Consider the following 3295-nt stretch of genomic DNA (forward strand, 5'->3'; position numbering starts at 1 on the left):
GGGGAGATATCGGCTTTGCGATAGTTGGTGGCGATCTGGTCTGCAATTAGGGCGTTTTTTGCCCGAATACGTAGAACAGCGCCATGAGCAACAACACAGTATTGGCAGGCATTGTCGTTGGAAGTCGCGACGATGATCATCTCTCTATCTGCTTGGCTCAGATTGCTCTCTTTAGTCATCAAGGCATCATGATAGGCAAAGAAGGCGCGGAATTCTTCTGGTCGGTGGGCGAGGACCAAAAACACATTGGGAATAAAGCCTGCTTTTTCCTGAACCGCCAAAATTTTCTCTTTGATATCATCAGGAAGCGTATTTAGTTCTGGCACGGGATAGCGGCTAATCGGGTGAGAAGACATCAATAGATTTCCTTATTTAAGTGTGCATTCGGGCAGATAAGAAATTTGAGAACGAAGAGCGCCTTGTTGTTGGTATCAGCTAAAAAAGCCCGACATGAATGCCGGGCTTTCGTAACGTTATCTAGTCTCAGCCTTAATCTCTGAAGTTTTCAAATTGGAGAGGCTGTTCGATGTTCAGTTCCTTGATCATGGTGATGGCGCCCTGAAGGTCATCACGTTTTTTGCCGGTAATGCGGACTTCTTCGCCCTGAACGGCGGCTTGTACCTTTAGCTTGGATTGCTTGACGGCGGTGGTGATTTTTTTCGCCAGTTCGCGGTCGATGCCCTGTTTAAGCGTTACCTGTTGGCGCACCATGTTGCCCGATGCGGCTTCTTCCTTGCCAAAGTCCAATGCGGCGGCGTCGATACCGCGGCGAGTAACGTGGCCTTTCAGGAGTTCCTGCATCTGTGTCAGCTTTAAATTATCGTCGGCAAGAATGGTGATGATCTCGCCCTCGATGGTAATTTCGCAGCTAGAGCCTTTGAAATCGTAGCGCTGGGTGACTTCCCGACGCACACCATCAAGCGCATTGTTGACTTCTGGCATATCGGTTTTTGAGACGATATCAAATGATGGCATCGTGAATTCTTCCTTATGTACTTATGTCTGTTGTAATTGAATAGTTGTGAACGACTAGTGACGGAACGAAATAAAACCCCCGTACTGTCGGTATGTTTCGGCTGCTAAGCAGAATAGCCGAACTGTACGGGGGTTAAAATATAAAAGTCGTTACTTTATGACTGGGGCATACTTGAAGCGCTATTAGATAACGGCGCGTACAGATTCAAGGAAGAGGTTCACTTCGATATTTAGGATTTCCCCTTGTTTCGATAGCTCTGAAGAAGCCGTTAGGACGTCCTTGGATGCATTGCCCGTCTCGACAGAGCCTTGGGTGACCTTTTGGATGTTGGTCGTTACTTCTGTGGTCCCTGTAGAGGCTTCATCGACATTGTGGGCAATTTCTCGGGTTGCAGACCCTTGTTCCTCGATAGAGGCAGAAATGGTTTCAAAACTTTCGTTGATTTGTTCAATGACGGATTTGATTTTATCTACTGCGGATACAGCATTTGTTGTTGCTTCCTGCACCCCGGAAATTTGTTGTGCAATTTCTTCGGTTGCTTTTGCTGATTGATTTGCCAGATTTTTTACTTCGGATGCGACCACCGCAAAACCTTTTCCTGCCTCACCAGCTCGCGCAGCTTCAATTGTTGCGTTCAAGGCGAGCAAATTGGTTTGTTCTGCGATATCCTTGATTAAGTGCATGACTTCGCCAATTTTTTGCGAAGAGTCTGAGAGTGTCAAAATCATTTCGGCCGTGTTTTGTGCTTCCTTGACGGCCTCTATGGTTACGCCAGAAGAATGTTGAACTTGTCGGTTAATTTCATTAATTGAGCCGGACAATTCTTCTGCTGCTGATGCGACGGTCTGCACGTTTACAGAGGCTTCTTCGGCCGCGGCCGCAACAACAGTGGCTTGTTCACTGGTTTGGTTAGCCGTATTGGTCATTGTTTCTGATGTTGCATTAAGCTCTGTCGAAGCAGAAGAAACCGTGGAAACAATTGACCCCATAGAGGTTTGAAACTCGTCAATAATATCAGAGAAAGTCGTGACTTTGTTCTCCATTGAATCCATAGCTTCGTTAATTGTCCGGCTGGCGACGCCAAAGGACCCGATCATGCCTTTCTCTGCGATGCGTCGATAATATTTATTCTGGCTAACATATTCTAGCGAAGCTGTTGATTCGCGCATAAAAGCATCTGTACGGTCAATCATAAGATTAATCGCATGCATAACCTCAGCAGTTTTTCCCTTTGACTTTATGTTGGTAATCCGGGCTTCGAAGTCTCCGTTGGAAACAGCGGTGCATACATTCAATATTTGTTGCAGTTCTTTGTCTGAACACTTTCCAAACATACCGTTACCCCGCTTTCCGCATGATATTTGCTATAAATTCGTCGTAGGCCATTCCTTGATCGTGCAGGACATTGGCTAATTTGGTGTAAGAATTTTCTAATCCTGTTTTACGATCTGATTTCTGTTCAATTGCCAATAACTCTTGATACAAAGGGATGATTGTTTCATCCAATACGGCACGATCAGGAACCCGCCGGTTAGAGTGATAGCCGATAACTTTTCCCTGTGCATTTCTGCTGGGGGTGACGTGGGCTATTACCCAATAATGATCCCCATTTTTGGCTCTGTTTTTGACGTAAGCGAAAATCTCTTGCCCATTCTGAAGAGTATCCCATAGAAGCTTAAAGACGGATCGAGGCATATCAGGGTGGCGGATAAGGCTGTGTGGCTGACCAAGAACCTCTTTTTCTTTGTAATCAGCAATGTCTAGAAATGTTTGATTTGCATAAATAATTCGACCCTTAAGGTCTGTCTTGCTGACAATAATGTCATCATTGTCAAAAAAGCGTTCTTTATTGGTAACGGGTAAATCCTTCATGTGGACCTCGGCAAGGGGTGGCAAAAATAGGGTCAGATCCAGTCGTACTGCGAGCACTAAAACGGACGATTCCCATCGTTCGCTTTTACTGGTTTAACGCACTGAGGTTTTGGTACCGCACATGTTAATTTTTTATGAAAAAGAAGGTGAAATTTCACATTATTTTTTATGTAAAAAGATGTATGTGAAATGTCATTTTGTTCTAGTGTTGCTGGCTTTCTTTTTCATGTGAAGAATATCAAAATTCCCCTACAAATCTATCAAGCTGAAAATGATATTAGAACGGTGAAAGCGGAGATGGACAATTTTGTAGGTGAAATGAAAAAACAAGGAAAGCCTGTGGACTATATCGTTCTTAAAGATGTGGGACATGGACTTTCTCGCCCAGAAGCCCAAAAGAAAGTGGCTGAAGGTTCCGTACTATTTTTTAAATCAAAACTACAGTAA

At 44.5% G+C, this 3295-nt stretch carries 5 protein-coding genes; 1 reads left to right on the top strand and 4 read right to left on the bottom strand.

Annotated elements, in window-relative coordinates:
- From Q0241_RS06520 to Q0241_RS06535, 4 genes are all read right to left on the bottom strand, one after another.
- The coding region (locus Q0241_RS06520; RefSeq protein WP_299374940.1) for a peroxidase-related enzyme at nucleotides 1-356 on the bottom strand (356 nt) is incomplete at its 3' end.
- A gap of 133 nt (nucleotides 357-489) precedes the next feature.
- Complete coding sequence (locus Q0241_RS06525) at nucleotides 490-975, bottom strand: YajQ family cyclic di-GMP-binding protein (RefSeq protein WP_299374943.1); 486 nt, start codon at nucleotides 973-975, stop codon at nucleotides 490-492.
- Between the two features lie 183 nt (nucleotides 976-1158).
- Nucleotides 1159-2310 carry a methyl-accepting chemotaxis protein gene (locus Q0241_RS06530; protein WP_299374946.1) on the bottom strand — a complete coding sequence of 384 codons (1152 nt, stop codon included), beginning with the start codon at nucleotides 2308-2310 and terminating at the stop codon, nucleotides 1159-1161.
- 4 nt (nucleotides 2311-2314) lie between these two features.
- Entirely contained in the window at nucleotides 2315-2848 is a 534-nt protein-coding gene (locus tag Q0241_RS06535) for a PAS domain-containing protein (RefSeq protein WP_299374952.1), read from the bottom strand.
- A gap of 189 nt (nucleotides 2849-3037) precedes the next feature.
- Between Q0241_RS06535 and Q0241_RS06540 the strand changes: the two genes are divergently transcribed.
- Entirely contained in the window at nucleotides 3038-3295 is a 258-nt protein-coding gene (locus Q0241_RS06540) for a prolyl oligopeptidase family serine peptidase (protein ID WP_299374949.1), read from the top strand.

It is taken from the genome of uncultured Kiloniella sp. (genome assembly GCF_937128705.1).
Classification (GTDB): domain Bacteria; phylum Pseudomonadota; class Alphaproteobacteria; order Kiloniellales; family Kiloniellaceae; genus Kiloniella.